Raw genomic sequence first — 16,725 nt, 5'->3', positions numbered from 1 at the left:
TCATCCCCACATCACGAGTATGGCAGCAACCGCAATGAGTGCTAGACCAAGCATTTCTTTTATTTTTACGCGTTCCTTTAACCAGAATGCTGAAATCAACATCATAAAAAAGATTTCCACTTGGCCTAAGGTTTTCACATAAGGGACAGTTTGTAACGACATCGCACTGAACCAACCAATAGATCCAAAACAACTTGTAGTACTGGTCAGCAAGGTTAACTTAGGCCGTTGTAACAGGCCGATTAATGTTTCTTTATCCTTTAAAACCAAGTAACTGGCTAGCACGATTGTTTGCAGGCTAATCACCAACAACAACACCCAAGCCGCACTATGAGGAAAACCGACATCTAACCTCAAACTAGCTTCTCGCACCCAAAGCGAAGTCAGCGCAAAGGCGCTGCCACTGGCAATGCCCAGTATGACGGTACTAAGGGAGAGCTGCCTAAGCCCTTGTTTAGCACTCAGCAAAAATACAGCGATACCGCCGAAGATAACCCCAACCCAGCCGAGTAAGGATAAATGGGTTCCAAAGAACAATGTTCCTAAGATTGCCGCGACTATTGCCTCACTCTTAGCAAGCCCGGCACCAATAGCAAAGTTTTGCTGCTGGAATAGCTTAACCATCAGGCCGGTTGCAAGGATCTGCATCATGGATGCGCCGATAATAAAGCTGAAAAATTCCGCCGTAAAATGTGGTAAGCCGACATTATTCCAAAGATATAATAGTGCAAGATACAAGGCCGCAATTGGGCCTGCCCAAATAAACCGCGCTAAGGTGACGCCCGCGACCTTAACCTCTTTACTCAGTTGGCTCTGAAAGGCATTGCGCCACGCCTGCATAAACGCAGCGAGCAAGGTAAACAAAATCCACATAAACCTATTTCCACCAAAGCATGTTCTCTTGCTTCGACGCAAAAGATAAGACAAGCATCATACCCCACATGGAAACATTAGACACGACACAAAGACTGATAAATGCCTTTGAGATCATACGCTAGTATGGTCATCGATTAAATAATCGCTATAAAAACGAATAGAAAATATACATAATAATTTGAATATTAATTATGGATGTATAAATTGCATGAAAGAACCAATAATTGATGCAATAAATGACGCCCATGTATAACCCAACACAGCCATTAAAACCGCGATAGATCCTAATTTAGGATGAAAAGCACTCGCGACAACAGGTGCTGAAGCTGCGCCCCCAATATTACACTGACTTGCAATAGCAAAATACAATATGGGAAGTTTAAAATACAAACAAAATAATAGTAGAATAATTATATGAGTAAAAAACCAAATCAACCCAATAATAAAATAGTAGAATATGGATTGAAATGAAGCAAACTCAATATTCAATCCAATATTCATAATCATAAAGTACAGCAAAAAAAATGAAACAAACCTGACTTGTTTAACAAACACATGTCTTGCATAGGTCATCGAGAGTAAAATACCTAAAAGTGTTGACAAAATCATAGACCAAAAGAAACTTGATCCTAGGTTATAATGCAATAAATAAGGAAAACGATTGTTCACTGTTTGGGATAAAAATTCGGAGACCGAATGACAAAACAAAAAAATAAATAATGAAAAAGAAATGAGTAACATACAGCCAATAAAATGCTTTTTGCCATCTAACCTTGTTATATCATCTTCAATAAAAACAGGTAAATTGTTCAAATCAGCATCCAATATTCTATCAATCGCTTTTTGTTTTTTAGCCAAAAACAACAAAATAGCCATCCATACGCCAGAAAAAACCACATTTATCGTCATCATTACTGCAAAAATGGCCTCGCCAACTTGATGAATTTCTTTGACTACAAGTTGGTTTGCTGTACCACCCAACCAGTTCGCCATTAATGTTGCCATGCCACGCCATGCTGCATCGCTACCTTGCCATAAAAGCTCTTCTGGAAATAATTTAGAGCCAATCCATAAACTAATTGGCCCTCCAATACAAACACCAACAGTTCCGATGAAAAACATCAATAAAATCTTTCCACCGACTGACTTTAATGTAATAAAATCCGTACTCACAATTAGCAAAAATAAACTAAATGGAATTAAGTGCGCTTTAAAATAGTCATCAACACTTGACCTACTTGCATCTACCACATTAAAAAAACTAAATACAGCAGGTAAGGTATAGCAAATAAACATGACAGGGAAAACACTATAAAAGCGTTTAAAAAAAAGACAAGATGAAGAGTTTGAATATAACACAACGACAAGAAGTGAGATTAAAAAAATAACGATTCCACATTCTGAAGAAATCATTTATTTCACCCACTTTCTAACTAGCATTATTTAAAAAATTCAAAAAAATATTAGACTGTAATGAAAGCTCATCAGACTCTCGCTGGATTGACCAGTAAGTGCGTTTATAATCCCATCCTTTCAAATCGATCAAACATAACTCCCCCCGCTCTAACTCTTCTTTTATAGCCACATAGGGTAAAACACTCAAACCTATACCCGTTCCAATTGCACGTTTAATCGCCCCAATAGTAGACATACAAATGTCATTTCTGACATAAACGTTTAAACTTTTTAACAATTGAACAGCCCTAATATGTGACAGAGAGGACTCATGGTCAAAAACCCACAATTGTTCACTTAAAATATGACTAGAACATTCTTGCTTTGCTACAGGATGTGAGCACCCACTTACAATGCAAAGCTTATCTTGCATCCATTGCTCGCATATTAGATTTCTACTTGCAGGCTTGGCATCAATGAAACCTAAGTCGATTTCTTTTTCTGATACCATTTTTTCAATCACCAGACTATTCTCTATTATGAGTTTAATTTTTACGTCTGGATATTTATCTTTAAATAATGGGATCTTTCTGGATAAAACATAGTTACCAACCGTTTTACTGCTACCGATCACTAAACAACCTTTAACCCCATCCTCAGCAAAATTAAAAAGCTTCTCTAATTCATTTCCCTTACTAAGCATTTCATTAGCATAAGGCAGAATAATTTTTCCATGGGCATTTAGCTCCAAGCCACCACCAGCTCTTTCAAACAGTCGACATCCTAGCGAGTTCTCTAATTCTTTCAGAGCCATACTCACTGCAGGAGTTGACATGTGCATCAGTTTTGCCGCTTTTGAGATCTGCCTCTCGGTACAGATAGCCTTAAAGATCATTAACTGCCTTAACGTAATGCGCATCTACATCCCCAATAAACTCCAGTTGGAACAAGATAAATGAAAGATACATTTTTTAACATGACTGATATCTAATTTTAATAAAGCGGTCTATTAGACCGCTTTATTTGATATGTTCTAAAAAAGGTATCTTGTTGAAAAAGAAATCAAAGTATCGTCAAACTCATTATTACCTTTTGAATCTGAGTACTCGCCTTCAAAGTAGCTTACTGCTGCACCAAATGTTAATTCCTTCATCAGATTGTAATCGACACCAATTGAATATTGACTCGCATCACTATTATTTAATGTTTTAAGATCTGCACCAGCATTTTTGGTAATTTTCCCCAGACCGGCATCATCTTTAAGATACTGAAATTTTAAATCATATTTATTAACAGGAATACTCATACTTAATAAATATGAATTTCCTTTAACATTTTCATAGATACTGGATTTAGAATACTGATATATCGCCCCCAGTTTTATAGATGAAATAGTAACACCAGCTACAACTCTTGTTGCCTCTAACAAATTTAGTCCATCAGCATAGGCGAGAGAAAGATAACTATTTCCTTTTTTAAATGAAGGATCACCATATACTACACTAACAGCATAATTGTTTTGATTGTCAGCAAGCATTTGATTTTTTTGATTAAAATCATCATCGAAAGCATATGTAATGCCAAGAGACATGCCTGCAACTTTTGCAGTATTGATCGTGACTAAATCACCTAACCGGTCATTACCTGCAATAATCATATTCATATCACTTGATGTAATATTGAATAGATCGACTTTACCTTCTGAAGTTTTGAATACAGTATCATTTCGCCCAAAAACGACACTACCATATTTAACCTTAAAGCCTAAATATGAGTTACGCGGTTTAAAAATATTTGTATCATCATTATCAAAACTTTCAACTCCGGCTTCGAACTTATATATCAAACTAAAATCTTCATGCACATCATAATCACCTTTAATCCCAAGGTATGAGGCAAAATTCTCAAGTGAAAAACCATTAACCTTTTCATTACCAGAAATACCATGACTAGAGTTTGATACACCAAGCCACAATCTCCCATAAAAATCTAAGGGCTCAGATAAAGCTTGATTAGAACAAAGTAATAAAGCAACAGGCACAAAACAATTGGTATATTTCATAAATTTCATCCTTTAACATAAAAACGTAACTATGCTAATTCTATGTTAAAGATTCCGTTTGAACTTTAATCACACCTCTAATATAAAAATGATTAATTAAAAATTATTTAAAACAATTTCAATTTTATTTAACCACAATAATTTATTGCGCAACATCACCATTTAGCAATTAATAAAAAAATATCATAAGTGAAGATTACCTCAATAAAACTATAATTGGAGAATTATATGAAGTTAACACTTTTAAGTTTTGTCTTGTGCTCAATCTTTTCTACAGCATCTTGGGCTGCAAATGACAAAAATGATCTGGCCTCTTTTCATAAAGAAATGGGAGGATGCAAGAGCTGCCACACTCAACCTGGCAAAGTATCTGACAGTGAAACTTATGAAAATCAGCAATGTAAATCATGTCATGGTGAATACAGTGCTTTGGCTAATCCTAAACTAAAGCTAGATCCTCACGCATCACATTTAGGTGATATTAACTGTACAAGCTGCCATAAAGGTCATGAAAAACCCAAATTATACTGTAATGAGTGCCACTCATTTAAAGGGCTTGAGATGCCTTTTAATAGTGCACAATCTAAAGAACCATGGGATAAAGGTTGGGACAATGATGCAATCAGCAAGGCGATTGCAGCTGGTCCAAAAGAAACGACGGATGTCATTGTTGTCGGAGCGGGAAGCGCAGGGTTTAATGCTGCTATCGCAGCGAAAAAAGCAGGAGCGCAAGTAGTATTACTCGAAAAAGGCCCATTTAGTGGTGGTAACTCTATGCTTGCAGCTGGCGGTTACAATGCAGTAGGAACTGCTCAGCAAAAAGAACATAAAGTGGATGATAAAATTGAATGGTTTGTTGAAGACACAATGAAAGGTGGTCGCTATGCCAATGATCCAAAGTTAGTCCAAATATTAGCTGAGCAATCTGCTGATGGTATTAAATGGTTAGAATCTTTAGGTGCAAACATGGATGACTTAAAACGCTCAGGTGGCGCAAGAGTTGACCGCACCCATAGACCCACAGGAGGTTTAAGCGTTGGTCCACATATCATTGATGTATTGAGAAAAGCTTCAGTAAAAGAAGGGGTCGATACTCGGCTTAATTCTAAAGTTGTCAAACTTGTGATTGATGAAGACCAAAAAATTGTCGGCGTAGTCGTCCATGGAAAACATTCTGGCCACTATATGATTGCTGCTAAATCAGTTGTTCTAGCAACCGGTGGATATGGTTTTAATAAGGAAATGGTCGCATTTTATCGTCCAACGTTTAAAGGGATGACTAGTTCTAATAACATTACTTCCACTGGTGATGGTATTGAGCTTGCCAAAGCAATCGGAGCGAGTATGACCGATATTGATTGGGTACAAGCTCATCCAACTGTGGGAAAAGATAGCCGCATTTTAATCTCCGAAACTGTTCGAGGGGTAGGTGCAATTATGGTTAATAAAGATGGTAATCGTTTTGTCAGTGAATTAACGACTCGCGATAAAGCATCCGATGCCATTCTTAAACAGCCTGAACAATATGCTTGGTTAGTCTTTGATAATGAGCTTTATAAAAAAGCTAAAATGGTTCAGGGATATGACCATTTAGATATGCTTGAAAAAGCAAATACAGTTTCTGAACTTGCTAAAATTACAGGCATGAAAGAAAGCTCATTAGAAAAAACGGTTTCAAACTACAATCGTTATTTTAAACAAGGTAAGGATGAAGAGTTTGCTCGCGAACAAATGCCATTGCCACTAGAAAAGGCGCCTTTTTATGCCGTAAAAGTGGCTCCTGGTATCCACCATACTATGGGTGGTGTCGCCATTGATACCAAAGCTGAAGTGCTCGATATTCAAAGTAAACCGTTAGTCGGCTTGTTTGCTGCTGGCGAAGTCACAGGTGGTGTACATGGGTATAATCGCTTAGGTGGCAATGCCGTTGCAGACACTGTGATTTTTGGAAAAATTGCAGGCACTAATGCGGCAAAACATGCGTTAGAAACTAAGTAACTCAAGCTCAGATGTACTAGCTCAGAGAGGCGTGGGAATCGCCTCTCGTCACATCTCATCGCAAGCTTTATTCATCATGATTATTGGCAATCAATTTATTGCCAGACTTCAAAAGCTCCCCAGCTATTTTTGAGAGGTTAATTTAACCTCTCTTTTTTTACTTGCTGGTATCAATTGGCTCGAAGGATTTGACTAAATCATCCATCGCTTTCATCTGCTTCAGATAATTTTCTAACTGGTGCAAAGGTAACGCACATGGACCATCACACTTAGCGTTATCTGGATCTGGGTGAGCTTCGATAAACAGACCTGCTAAGCCTAATGCCATGCCACTACGGGCTAATTCAGTCGCCTGAGCACGACGGCCTCCCGCTGAATCAGCACGGCCACCTGGGCGTTGCAATGCATGGGTGGCGTCGAAAATCACCGGATAACCCGATTGCTTCATCTCGTCCATACCCAGCATATCTACTACTAAGTTGTTGTAACCGAAGCATGAACCACGTTCACACAAGATAATTTCATCATTACCCGCTTCATTAAACTTAGTGATGATATGGCGCATTTCATGGGGGGCTAAAAACTGCGGCTTTTTCACGTTAATGATAGCGCCCGTTTTCGCCATCGCGACAACAAGGTCTGTTTGGCGCGCTAAGAAAGCTGGTAATTGAATAATATCAACCACTTCAGCTACAGGCGCACATTGGTAAGGCTCATGCACATCGGTAATGAGTGGCAGATTGAAGGTCTTTTTGATTTCTTCAAAAATCTTTAAGCCTTCTTCCATGCCTGGACCACGGTAAGAGTTGACAGAAGAGCGATTAGCCTTATCGAACGATGCCTTGAAAACATAGGGAATCCCTAGTTTTTGAGTCACTTCGGCATAGGTTTCAGCAATCGACATCGCGAGATCGCGAGACTCAAGCACATTCATGCCACCGAATAGCACAAAAGGTTTATCGTTTGCAATTTCGATTGAACCTAACTTTATGATTTTATTACTCATCGCAACATCTCTCTCAAATACTAGACTCTGTCCAGCGGAAAACTGAATATTGGCACTAGAGCGACTATACCGCAACTAGCTGTAAAATTTGGCCACAAATCCAAGCCATATACGTTCCTAACACATAACCAAATACGGCCAACAGCACCCCGACGGGAGCTAATGCAGGGTGAAACGCAGCAGCCACAACGGGCGCTGATGCCGCGCCGCCCACGTTAGCCTGACTACCTACCGCCATATAAAATAATGGCGCTTTAATTAGCTTAGCAATCAATAACATAAAGCTGGCGTGTACAATCATCCAAATAATACCCACTAAAAAATATAATGGTGTATCAAGGACTTTGCTTACATCCATATGCAAACCAATGGTCGCCACTAGAATATACAGGAAAGCCGATGCAACCTTAGATGCCCCCGCTGCCTCCAAATGGCGCAAAGGACTAAAAGACATAGCTAAACCTATGGTGGTCACAATCACCACTAACCAGAAGAACTTCGAGGTAAAACTGTAGTCCTCGGTCCAAGGATAATTGGCCTCAAAATACGGGCCGAGGAAATCGGCAGCAATATGGGCTACGCCCGTAATACCAAAACCAACTGCCACGATTAGCATAAGATCACGTAGACTTGGAATGCGCGCATTTTCAGCGTGATACTGCTCAACTTTGTTCTTTAAAGTTTCAATCGCCGTCGTATCCGCACCGGTTTTAGCATCGATTTCCTTGGCCTTTGACGCCATAAACAACAATACCGCCATCCAAATATTGGCCACAATTACATCAACTGTCACCATCACGGAGAAGATATTGCCACCGACTTCATAAATTTCTTTCATCGCCGCTTGGTTAGCACCGCCGCCAATCCAGCTACCCGCAAGGGTCGTCATACCGCGCCACACCGCATCAGAGCCATCAACACCAATCAGCGATGGCTCGATCAATGACACCAGGAGTAAAGCAATCGGGCCGCCGATGACAATACCGATGGTTCCCGTTAAAAACATGATCACAGCCTTGGGCCCAAGTCCTAAGATGGCTTTTAAATCCACACTTAAAATCAACAACACCAAACAGGCGGGTAATAAATAGCGAGAAGCTACAGGATAAAGCTGTGATGTATGGCCATCAATCACCCCAAAGGTGTTTAGCAATGAAGGCAAGAAATAGCAGAGTAATAACGCTGGGATGAAACGGTAAAACTTTTGCCAAAATGGATGACTGCTCGTACTGGTATAAAACACAAATCCCAGAATCGTCGCTAAAATCCCCAGCGCTACCGCGTCATTGGTAACTAATGCCGTACTTGCCATGTGTATTCTCCCTGTTTGGTACAGTTGTTATTGTATTTATGCTAAAAACTGCCGTTTGCAGTTAGTGGGCAAACTTCCCATTCGCCCGGTTTGTTATTGTTTTAGAAAAACAAGAAGAGCCTGTAAGGCTCTCCTTTAAGATTTAATGATAGATTTCAGCGTGTTCACTGAGTTCTTTGAGCTGCATCTTAACGATTTCGATAACAGGATCGTGTGGGCTGTTATCGACAAAATGTTGTAGATCGGCCGCAGCAACATTAATGCATCCAAGTTGCTGCGCAATAAAAGCGCGCTCGCGGTTCAAATGCACATCATCGGGATGCCACTGAAGCAACAAGTTACAACACTCCATCGCCGCCTCAAATTGATGGGAAACGATACAACCCGCCTTAAGCTCATGCAGCATGCGCGAAATCAGCTTCTTTACCGACGCCGCCTTTAAGTAACTTGGCTTAAGTTCAGCCGCATTACCCAACTCACCGCGCACTAACACATGCAGATGGTGTTTCGTCAGCTCTTTGCCCGTCAGCGGATCGTGATAACGAACAACGCCACCAACGTTACTGCGAAGCACGGTATTACCCGGTAATAGCAGTGCCTCGAGCTCTAAATCGAGCTGCTTGGCCAGTAGCATCAATACCGTTGCCAGCGTGGTGCTATTACCCTGTTTAGTGATAAGACAAGTGCCCAAGTCCGCCGCTTCGGTGCTGAAGTAGTTGTCGCGAACACAGAACCCTAAATCCTGATAAAACCAACGAAACAAAGCCTTTAAGCGTTGCTGTTGATCTACCAGATAATGACTTAATACGGCTCCAGCCAATTCAAACCAAGCCCATTTCGCCGCTTCGAGGTTTGAAAAGCCAAGGTGAGCACCTACATCCAATGCCGACTCGGGCAAAGAAATGCCATCTTGCAGAGTGTATTTACCCATTAACCCAATAATACCGCTTGTTTAAAATGCGCCAATTTAGCCGCGTAAACCAACCAACCTATAGCGCCGAGAAAGGCGAATACTTTGAAAAGTTTGTTTCTGTTGGCTTTTATTGCAATTACACCCAAGGCAATATAAGCAACGACAGCGCCAATCTTTTCGGTCAACCAAGGATCCACAAAGGGATATTGCTTGATCATAAAGCACAAAGTTAAACCAGAAAGTAGCAAGAAAGTGTCAATCACATGGGGAGCGACTTTAAAGACCTTCTTGCCCATCAGTGCTGACTGACGTAAATGCAACACAAAACGAACGACAAAAAACAGCACACTCACGGCAATTAAGGTTAAGTGCAGGTGCTTAACAGCAGGATAAAGACTGTAAAAAGTTTCCATTGTGATACTTATGGCCAGTGACAAAGGCGCTAGTTTACCCTAATCATAACGCCAGACCAATGCCTAACACTCGAGATTCACAGACGGGCCCCGTCGCACACTTTGCAGGAAACCATGATGAATTTAATGATAATTGACGATGAGTCCACCGAGTTTGCCGACACGGTAAAGCAAAAAATCGTCGAATTTAATCAGCAGCACTGGCAAACGCTGCAACGCCAAAACCTAGGCTTAAAGTTGCAGGATGAGCAAGGCACCTTACTTGCGGGCTTAAGCGGCAAGACCTTCGGCAATTGGTTCTTAATCGACTATCTGTGGGTGGATGAAGCATTACGTCAACAACATATCGGCTCACGCTTATTACTCGAGGCTGAAAGCAAAGCCAAACAACGCGGCTGCCAATTTGTTCTGCTCGATACCTTAGATTTTCAAGCAAAACCTTTCTATGAGCGCCACGGATATCGTGTGCAGTGGGTACAGCAAGCCTATCCCGAAACCGGCAGTAAATTCTTTATGGTTAAGGTGCTGTAGCTTCTTAAAGATAAAATGTGATTTTAAGACGTCTTATCATGAGCTTATAAAGACTAATAATCTCAACAGATACATAGACAACAACGCCATTGACGGGTAATCAATGGCGTTTTTTGGCACTCAGCAGGATTGGAGCAAATATTAAATTCCAATCAACCCCATCCACTTACCCATAGTGCATCTATCGTTGCTACCAAAATCCCGCACGGTAGCGACATTTTGGTAACCTAGCTCTGTGAGTTTTGCCCTGAGTTTAACTGCTTGTTCAAAACCATGCTCAAGCAATATATAACCATTGGGCTTTAAATAATCTCGAGCAGTTTTTGCAATGTAGTAAAGATCAGCAAACCCTTCATCGGCGGCGGTGAGCGCACTTTGTGGCTCAAAACGCACATCACCTTGATGTAAATGCTCGTCAGCCTCATCGATATAGGGCGGATTAGAAACAATTAAATCAAAGTCACGGGAAGTGATAGCGCTAAACCAATCGCTTTGTAGTATCTCAACCTGTTCAAGTTTCAGATTAGTGCGATTCGCCTTTGCCAGCGCGACCGCATCTTCCACTTTATCCACCGCGGTAATTTGCCACTCGGCGCGTTCAGAAGCCAAAGCCAGTGCAATCGCGCCGGTTCCCGTTCCCAGATCGAGCACTTTTGCATGACTTTCAAGGGGTAGGTTGAGGGCGGATTCGACGAGGATCTCAGTATCAGGACGAGGGATCAAGGTCGTATCATTCACAATAAAGGGCAGTGACCAAAACTCACGCTCGCCAACAATGTGAGCCACAGGTACGCCTTGCTGACGCCGTTGCACCATTTGCTGGAAGCGTTTCCACTGTTCTACGCTCAAGGCTTTTTCAGGCCAAGTGTACAGATAAGCACGATTCTTATTGAGGCAATACAATAATAAAACCTCTGCATCCAAATGGGCGGATTCAGAGGTTGAAGCTAGCTGTACATAGGCCCATTGCAGAGCCTCGGCGATACAGGATTGATCAGCCAAAATTACCCCTGCTCATCAGCGAGTGCGGCTAATAAATCTGCCTGATGTTCTTGCATCAGCGGTCCTAAAATCGCATCCAAGTCACCCTCCATCACTTCGTTTAAGCGATATAGGGTTAAGTTAATACGATGTTCACTCACGCGGCCCTGCGGGAAGTTATAGGTACGAATCCGCTCAGAACGGTCACCACTGGCGACCAGACTACGGCGAGTAGACTCTTCAGCGCTGCGGCGTTTTTCATCTTCTACGGCTTGGATACGCGCCGCTAACACGCTCATTGCTTGTGCGCGGTTTTTATGTTGCGAGCGTTGATCCTGACATTCCACCACAATCCCAGTTGGAATATGGGTAATACGAATGGCGGAATCGGTTTTGTTAACGTGCTGACCACCCGCGCCCGATGAGCGGAAAGTATCGACCTTAAGATCGGCAGGATTAATGGAAATCGCCTCAGCTTCAGGCACTTCGTGCATCACCACCACAGTTACGGCAGAGGTGTGAACCCGGCCTTGTGACTCGGTTTCAGGTACACGTTGAACGCGGTGACCACCGGATTCAAATTTAAGTTTACCGTAGGCGCCTTCACCACTGACTTTAACGATGATTTCTTTAAAACCGCCATGCTCACCTTCGTTCGAGCTCATAATCTCGAGCTGCCAACGGTTGGCTTCAGCATAACGGCTATACATACGGAATAAGTCACCCGCGAAGATCGCCGCTTCGTCGCCACCCGCACCGGCACGAATTTCGATAAAGGCGTTAGTGTCGTCGTTAGGATCTTTTGGTAGTAACAGAATTTGCAGTTCGGCTTCGAGACGTTCAAGTTCAGCTTTAGCAGCCTTGATTTCTTCCTGCGCCATTTCGCGCATTTCAGCGTCATCTTCTTCCAGCATTTCCTTAGCAGACTCGAGATCCGCCTGTGCCTGCTGGTAGGCTTTAAAGCCTGCAACTACTTCTTCTAACTGAGAATATTCTTTAGATAACGCACGAAAACGATCCTGATCGGCAATGACAGACGCATCACCAAGCAAAGCTAAGACTTCTTCGTTGCGCTCGAGCAAGCCTTCCAGCTTGCGGATAACGGATTCCTTCATTTAACTCGCTAACCTTAGTTTTTATCTAATCCGAGCGCTGTTCTTAACTGACCTAATGTATTCAAATCCCCCTGACGGCTCGCCACCGTGAGGGCTTGGGTGGGTGCGTGAATGAGTCTATTGGTCAGGCGATTGGCTAGTTCAATCAATACCTGCTCAGTGTCGCCCCCCTGCGCTAATTTATTCAGGGCGCGTTCCACTAACTCATCCTTTATCGCCATGCTCTGGCTGCGATACTCGCGAATACTATCGACCGACTCTAAAGAACGCACCCACTCCATAAAGAGGTGAGATTGTTCTTCAGTAATTAATTCAGCTTGCTCGGCGGCCTCCTTTCGGGAAGCCTTATTCTGTTCAATAATGCTATGCAGGTCGTCCACTGTATACAGAAACGCATCGTCCAAATCGGCGACTTCCGGCTCAATATCCCGGGGAACTGCTATATCAACCAATAACATAGGTTGATGGCGACGCTGCTTTAGCGCTTTTTCTACCATGCCTTTACCAAGGATTGGTAGCGGGCTGGCGGTAGAGGATATCACGATATCGGCTTTAGGGAGAAAATCTGGTATCTGTGCCAGCGTAATAGCCGTAGCATTGAACTCTTCACACATGCTTTGAGCGCGCTCTAAAGTACGGTTTGCCACCACCATAGAGGCAACACCGTTATCTTTAAGATGCTTAGCTACTAGCTCTATCGTTTCACCCGCACCGATTAACAGTACCTTAGTGGTCGACAGCGAAGAGAAGATATGTTTTGCCATGCTCACGGCCGCAAAAGCGACCGATACAGCAGCGGCACCGATTTCGGTTTCGGTACGCACTTTTTTAGCAACAGAGAAAGTATTTTGGAACAAGCGGTCAATAGTTAAGGCGACAGTGCCGGCTTCTTTGGCTTTGACAAAGGCTTGTTTAACTTGACCAAGAATCTGCGGCTCACCCAGGATCAACGAGTCAAGACCCGAAGCAACGCGCATCAAATGCCTCACCGCCTCTTGTCCGTGATAATTGTAGAGGCAGGGCGCGACATCTTTATGCTCTAGGCCATGAAATTCTTCAAGCCATTCAATGATATCGGCCTCATCGCCATTGTTACAATACAACTCAGTGCGATTGCAGGTCGAGACGATAACGGCTTCACCGGAGCGCGTACGACTGGCCAGACTCTTCATGGCATCATGAATTGTGTCTGGAGAGAAGGCGACTTTCTCACGCAGGTCTACCGTGGCTGTTTTATGGTTAATACCGATTGCTACAAGGCTCATCTGACTCTTTTCTAGATTCTTGGCGTCTATCTTAATAAGGGCATTCTACTGAATTGGCCCAACTAAAAACAGAATACGCTTAACAAAACCGAATAAAGGTCTAACTTCTTACCTAAATTTTCTATCAATGATAGACAATTACCGATTAGCACGACTGAAGTTATCCCAAGTGACTGCCAATGGAAATTTTACAAATGGCATTGGTATTCTTTCCAAGCCCTCGTATCATAAGGACTTTGGTATATCAGTTATAGATGAATAATTTGAAGCGCTTCACAAAATCCATTTTCTCTTGTATCGCCTTGAGCGGACTATTGTTTTTAGGCGGCTGTGAAACACTGCCGCCTATGACCGATCTCAGCCCTATTACGGTCGATAATGCAGCCCAAGCTAAAGCGTGGGAGCTACAGGGTAAACTAGCTATCCGCACACCTGAAGATAAGCTCAGTGCCAATCTCTATTGGCGCCACAGCGAGGAACGCGACGAGCTCACGCTCACGACGATGTTAGGTACTACAGTATTGACTTTGGAGGCGACGCCTCACTCGGCTCACCTACATATTGATGGCAAAGATTTTCGTGATAATAACGCCCAAGCCTTACTTGAACGCGTCAGTGGCTGGTCCATCCCGATTAACGATTTGCCCCTGTGGATCACAGGGCAAGTTGGCAGTTTAGATCGCGTTATCGCCGTTGATAGTACAGGTCAAACTAAGCAACTGCAAAATGTGCAAACGCCACCGCCTTGGTTAGTCACATTTTTAAGCTGGCAATCCCAAAGTGGCGCTAAGGTGCCTTACCAATTAACGCTCGAACGCGGTGATTTACAGCTCAAGCTTCAGCTCAATCAATGGCAAGCCTTAGGTAAACCCTCAATACTGCTCGGAGAAAAACCTTAGCATGTCCCAAGAGATTTCACGCAATTGGCCAGCTCCCGCCAAACTCAATCTGTTTTTGCATATCAACGGACGCCGCAGTGACGGTTACCATGAGTTGCAAACCCTGTTTCAATTTGTTGACTGTTGCGATCAACTCGACTTTCGAGTGACTGACACTCCTGAACTGATTTTGCACTCGGACATGTCAAACGTTGTCGCGGATAGCGATAACTTAATTCTGCGAGCCGCAAAATCACTGCAACAATCTACAGGTTATCGTGGCGGTGCTGAAATCTGGCTCGATAAACGTCTGCCCATGGGCGGCGGTTTAGGCGGTGGCTCCTCGGATGCAGCCACCACGCTTGTCGCCTTGAATCAGTTATGGAATACCCAATTGTCTCATGATGAATTAGCGGCAATTGGATTAAAACTCGGTGCCGATATCCCTGTTTTTATTCATGGTTTCGCTGCATTTGCCGAGGGAGTTGGAGAGCGTTTACAGACGGTTAATCCCGCTGAATTATGGTATTTAATCATTGCCCCTGACGCCCATGTTTCCACCGCAGCAGTATTCCAAGATCCGCAGCTGCCGCGTAATACGCCTAAGCTTGGCATTGACACTTTACTGAGCCAATCTTGGAGAAATGATTGCCAAGAACTGGTCGTATCTAAATACCCTCAAGTTGCCAAGGCCTTAGGCTGGCTGCTAGAATATGCGCCGTCGAGAATGACCGGAACGGGCGCATGCGTGTTTGGGGAGTTTTCGTCGCAGCAGCAAGCTCTCGCAGCCTTGGCGAAATTACCGTCTGATATGCAAGGATTTGTTGCAAAAGGGATGAATATTTCGCCGCTCATAGTGCGACTCAATCGTCCATAAACTACTTTCTTCTAGAGCAACTTTTTTCACGATAGCCCACGGGTCCGCTCCCGTCCCCGCATCGTCGTTGCTCTAGCCACTAAAATATAAAGCAAACGCCTGAGGTTCATACAGTGCCCGACATCAAGCTCTTTGCTGGGAATGCCACCCCCAGTCTCGCTAAGAAGATAGCCGATCGTCTATTTTGTAAACTCGGAGACGCAGTGGTTGGTCGTTTCAGCGATGGTGAAATCAGTGTCCAAATCAACGAAAATGTACGTGGTGCCGATGTGTTTATCATCCAATCCACCTGCGCGCCGACTAACGATAACCTCATGGAACTGATCGTGATGGTTGATGCGCTACGCCGTGCATCTGCTGGTCGTATCACTGCTGTTATTCCTTACTTTGGTTATGCTCGTCAAGACCGTCGCGTCCGCAGCGCACGTGTACCTATTACGGCAAAAGTGGTTGCTGACTTCCTGTCTAGCGTCGGTGTTGACCGCGTTTTAACCTGTGATTTACACGCTGAGCAGATCCAAGGCTTCTTCGACGTTCCTGTTGATAACGTATTTGGTAGCCCAGTGCTATTAGAAGACATGGTTGCGAAGAAGTTAGATAACCCTGTGGTTGTCTCTCCTGACATCGGTGGCGTGGTTCGTGCTCGCGCAGTGGCAAAACTGTTAGACGATTCTGATTTGGCCATTATCGATAAACGTCGTCCACAGGCAAACGTTGCACAAGTGATGCACATTATTGGCGATGTTCAAGGCCGTGACTGCATTATCGTTGACGATATGATCGACACAGGCGGCACTCTGTGTAAAGCGGCTGAAGCCTTGAAAGAACATGGTGCAAACCGCGTATTTGCTTACGCAACTCACCCAGTGTTCTCTGGCAAAGCGGCTGAAAATATCACCAACTCAGTGATCGATGAAGTGATCGTCACAGATACCGTACCTTTAAGCCCTGAAATGCTGAAAGTGGCGAAAGTGACTCAACTGACGATGTCGGCGGTATTGGCGGAAGCCATTCGCCGCGTTAGCAACGAAGAGTCTATCTCTGCAATGTTCAGCCACTAATCGCTAAACGTTGTATAAAAAAACGCACCTTCAGGTGCGTTT

16 protein-coding genes are annotated in these 16,725 nt (G+C 43.4%); 5 read left to right on the top strand and 11 right to left on the bottom strand.

What is annotated here, in order from left to right; translation table 11 throughout:
- The 4 genes from HG547_RS04725 to HG547_RS04710 all read right to left on the bottom strand — a co-directional run bounded on the left by HG547_RS04725 (nt 1) and on the right by HG547_RS04710 (nt 4,333).
- On the bottom strand, nt 1-873 hold the full coding sequence (locus HG547_RS04725; RefSeq protein ID WP_169547148.1) for a DMT family transporter: 873 nt from the start codon (nt 871-873) through the stop codon (nt 1-3).
- A gap of 192 nt (nt 874-1,065) precedes the next feature.
- A complete protein-coding gene (locus tag HG547_RS04720) occupies nt 1,066-2,289 on the bottom strand; it encodes a DUF819 family protein (protein ID WP_169547147.1) in 1,224 nt (407 codons plus the stop codon).
- 16 nt (nt 2,290-2,305) lie between these two features.
- A complete protein-coding gene (locus HG547_RS04715) occupies nt 2,306-3,190 on the bottom strand; it encodes a LysR family transcriptional regulator (RefSeq protein WP_099457515.1) in 885 nt (294 codons plus the stop codon).
- 114 nt (nt 3,191-3,304) lie between these two features.
- On the bottom strand, nt 3,305-4,333 hold the full coding sequence (locus HG547_RS04710) for a porin (RefSeq protein ID WP_248278693.1): 1,029 nt from the start codon (nt 4,331-4,333) through the stop codon (nt 3,305-3,307).
- Nucleotides 4,334-4,561: 228 nt separating this feature from the next.
- Between HG547_RS04710 and HG547_RS04705 the strand changes: the two genes are divergently transcribed.
- A complete protein-coding gene (locus HG547_RS04705; RefSeq protein WP_047539441.1) occupies nt 4,562-6,331 on the top strand; it encodes a flavocytochrome c in 1,770 nt (589 codons plus the stop codon).
- A gap of 157 nt (nt 6,332-6,488) precedes the next feature.
- Here the strand turns inward: HG547_RS04705 and kdsA are convergent, their stop codons facing one another.
- From kdsA to HG547_RS04685, 4 genes are all read right to left on the bottom strand, one after another.
- Nucleotides 6,489-7,337, bottom strand: coding sequence for a 3-deoxy-8-phosphooctulonate synthase (gene kdsA / locus HG547_RS04700; RefSeq protein WP_037422272.1), 849 nt, complete (start codon nt 7,335-7,337; stop codon nt 6,489-6,491).
- Nucleotides 7,338-7,401: 64 nt separating this feature from the next.
- Nucleotides 7,402-8,649 carry a DUF819 family protein gene (locus tag HG547_RS04695; protein WP_169547145.1) on the bottom strand — a complete coding sequence of 416 codons (1,248 nt, stop codon included), beginning with the start codon at nt 8,647-8,649 and terminating at the stop codon, nt 7,402-7,404.
- A gap of 142 nt (nt 8,650-8,791) precedes the next feature.
- A complete protein-coding gene (locus HG547_RS04690; RefSeq protein WP_169547144.1) occupies nt 8,792-9,580 on the bottom strand; it encodes a tetratricopeptide repeat protein in 789 nt (262 codons plus the stop codon).
- Entirely contained in the window at nt 9,580-9,975 is a 396-nt protein-coding gene (locus HG547_RS04685; RefSeq protein ID WP_037422264.1) for a SirB2 family protein, read from the bottom strand. Before HG547_RS04685 ends, HG547_RS04690 begins: the two co-directional genes overlap by 1 nt.
- Nucleotides 9,976-10,092: 117 nt before the next feature.
- On the opposite strand from HG547_RS04685, the gene HG547_RS04680 reads away from it, so the two are divergent.
- Nucleotides 10,093-10,506: a GNAT family N-acetyltransferase gene (locus HG547_RS04680; protein ID WP_169547143.1), complete on the top strand. Its 414-nt coding sequence runs from the start codon at nt 10,093-10,095 to the stop codon at nt 10,504-10,506.
- A gap of 141 nt (nt 10,507-10,647) precedes the next feature.
- Here the strand turns inward: HG547_RS04680 and prmC are convergent, their stop codons facing one another.
- From prmC to hemA, 3 genes are read right to left on the bottom strand one after another with little or no spacing between them, the layout of a single operon-like run.
- Nucleotides 10,648-11,508 (bottom strand): peptide chain release factor N(5)-glutamine methyltransferase, encoded by an 861-nt coding sequence (prmC, locus tag HG547_RS04675; protein ID WP_037427846.1) that lies wholly within the window; start codon nt 11,506-11,508, stop codon nt 10,648-10,650.
- A 2-nt stretch (nt 11,509-11,510) separates the two neighbouring features.
- A complete protein-coding gene (gene prfA / locus HG547_RS04670) occupies nt 11,511-12,602 on the bottom strand; it encodes a peptide chain release factor 1 (protein WP_037422256.1) in 1,092 nt (363 codons plus the stop codon).
- 14 nt (nt 12,603-12,616) lie between these two features.
- Complete coding sequence (hemA, locus tag HG547_RS04665) at nt 12,617-13,867, bottom strand: glutamyl-tRNA reductase (RefSeq protein WP_037422253.1); 1,251 nt, start codon at nt 13,865-13,867, stop codon at nt 12,617-12,619.
- Between the two features lie 254 nt (nt 13,868-14,121).
- Here hemA and lolB point away from each other — a divergent pair, with 254 nt between their 5' ends.
- The 3 genes from lolB (at nt 14,122) to HG547_RS04650 (ending at nt 16,683) form a co-directional block, all read left to right on the top strand.
- A complete protein-coding gene (lolB, locus tag HG547_RS04660; protein WP_037422250.1) occupies nt 14,122-14,766 on the top strand; it encodes a lipoprotein insertase outer membrane protein LolB in 645 nt (214 codons plus the stop codon).
- 1 nt (nt 14,767) lies between these two features.
- Nucleotides 14,768-15,622, top strand: a complete 855-nt coding sequence (ispE, locus tag HG547_RS04655) for a 4-(cytidine 5'-diphospho)-2-C-methyl-D-erythritol kinase (RefSeq protein ID WP_169547142.1) — start codon at nt 14,768-14,770, stop codon at nt 15,620-15,622.
- A gap of 113 nt (nt 15,623-15,735) precedes the next feature.
- Nucleotides 15,736-16,683 (top strand): ribose-phosphate pyrophosphokinase, encoded by a 948-nt coding sequence (locus HG547_RS04650; protein WP_037422243.1) that lies wholly within the window; start codon nt 15,736-15,738, stop codon nt 16,681-16,683.
- Nucleotides 16,684-16,725 lie beyond the last annotated feature (42 nt).

It is taken from the genome of Shewanella sp. DNRA4, from assembly GCF_012843185.1.
Classification (GTDB): Bacteria; Pseudomonadota; Gammaproteobacteria; order Enterobacterales; family Shewanellaceae; genus Shewanella; species Shewanella xiamenensis.
Note: the sequence above shows the minus strand (reverse complement) of the source record. Positions and strands in the feature narration are given on the sequence as shown.

Excerpts from the sequence above, each read along its gene's own strand:
- HG547_RS04710 (WP_248278693.1), bottom strand. The coding sequence starts at position 4,333 with ATGAAATATACCAATTGTTTTGTGCCTGTTGCTTTATTACTTTGTTCT.
- hemA (WP_037422253.1), bottom strand. The coding sequence starts at position 13,867 with ATGAGCCTTGTAGCAATCGGTATTAACCATAAAACAGCCACGGTAGAC.
- HG547_RS04685 (WP_037422264.1), bottom strand. The coding sequence starts at position 9,975 with ATGGAAACTTTTTACAGTCTTTATCCTGCTGTTAAGCACCTGCACTTA.
- HG547_RS04705 (WP_047539441.1), top strand. The coding sequence starts at position 4,562 with ATGAAGTTAACACTTTTAAGTTTTGTCTTGTGCTCAATCTTTTCTACA.
- ispE (WP_169547142.1), top strand. The coding sequence starts at position 14,768 with ATGTCCCAAGAGATTTCACGCAATTGGCCAGCTCCCGCCAAACTCAAT.
- HG547_RS04680 (WP_169547143.1), top strand. The coding sequence starts at position 10,093 with ATGAATTTAATGATAATTGACGATGAGTCCACCGAGTTTGCCGACACG.
- HG547_RS04720 (WP_169547147.1), bottom strand. The coding sequence starts at position 2,289 with ATGATTTCTTCAGAATGTGGAATCGTTATTTTTTTAATCTCACTTCTT.
- HG547_RS04695 (WP_169547145.1), bottom strand. The coding sequence starts at position 8,649 with ATGGCAAGTACGGCATTAGTTACCAATGACGCGGTAGCGCTGGGGATT.
- HG547_RS04715 (WP_099457515.1), bottom strand. The coding sequence starts at position 3,190 with ATGCGCATTACGTTAAGGCAGTTAATGATCTTTAAGGCTATCTGTACC.
- prfA (WP_037422256.1), bottom strand. The coding sequence starts at position 12,602 with ATGAAGGAATCCGTTATCCGCAAGCTGGAAGGCTTGCTCGAGCGCAAC.
- lolB (WP_037422250.1), top strand. The coding sequence starts at position 14,122 with ATGAATAATTTGAAGCGCTTCACAAAATCCATTTTCTCTTGTATCGCC.
- kdsA (WP_037422272.1), bottom strand. The coding sequence starts at position 7,337 with ATGAGTAATAAAATCATAAAGTTAGGTTCAATCGAAATTGCAAACGAT.
- HG547_RS04690 (WP_169547144.1), bottom strand. The coding sequence starts at position 9,580 with ATGGGTAAATACACTCTGCAAGATGGCATTTCTTTGCCCGAGTCGGCA.
- HG547_RS04725 (WP_169547148.1), bottom strand. The coding sequence starts at position 873 with ATGTGGATTTTGTTTACCTTGCTCGCTGCGTTTATGCAGGCGTGGCGC.